A 346-nucleotide genomic window follows, 5' to 3' on the forward strand; every position below is an offset into this window, starting at 1 on the left:
GGCTGGTGCCCACCGGGGCCATGCCGTACTCGTGGACGGTGCCGAGGTGGACCAGGCGGGCGGGGGAGGCCATGGCGGCGACGGCCTCGATCAGCCGCTCGGTGAGGACGACGTTGGCCTGGTACATCTGCTCGTCGTTCTGGCCCCACTTGGCGCCGGCCGCGTTGAAGTCGGTGTCGACGCGCTCGCGGTCGAGCAGCGCGGTGAGCTCGGCGGGGTCGCCGCCCGCGAGGTCGACGGCGACGAAGCGGCCGGGCGCCGGCTCGGCCGGGGCCTTGCGGGCGAGGCTGACGACCTCGGCGCCCTGCGCGAGGAGGCGGGCGCCGAGCACCCGGCCGATGAAGCC

At 76.0% G+C, this 346-nt stretch carries 1 protein-coding gene; it reads right to left on the reverse strand.

The genetic code is table 11. The annotated features are described in order from the left end of the window. The coding region (locus tag PUR71_RS01000) for an NAD-dependent epimerase/dehydratase family protein (RefSeq protein ID WP_329924360.1) at positions 1 to 346 on the reverse strand (346 nt) is incomplete at both ends.

The organism is Streptomyces sp. SP17BM10 (genome assembly GCF_036322405.1).
Taxonomy (GTDB): domain Bacteria; phylum Actinomycetota; class Actinomycetes; order Streptomycetales; family Streptomycetaceae; genus Kitasatospora.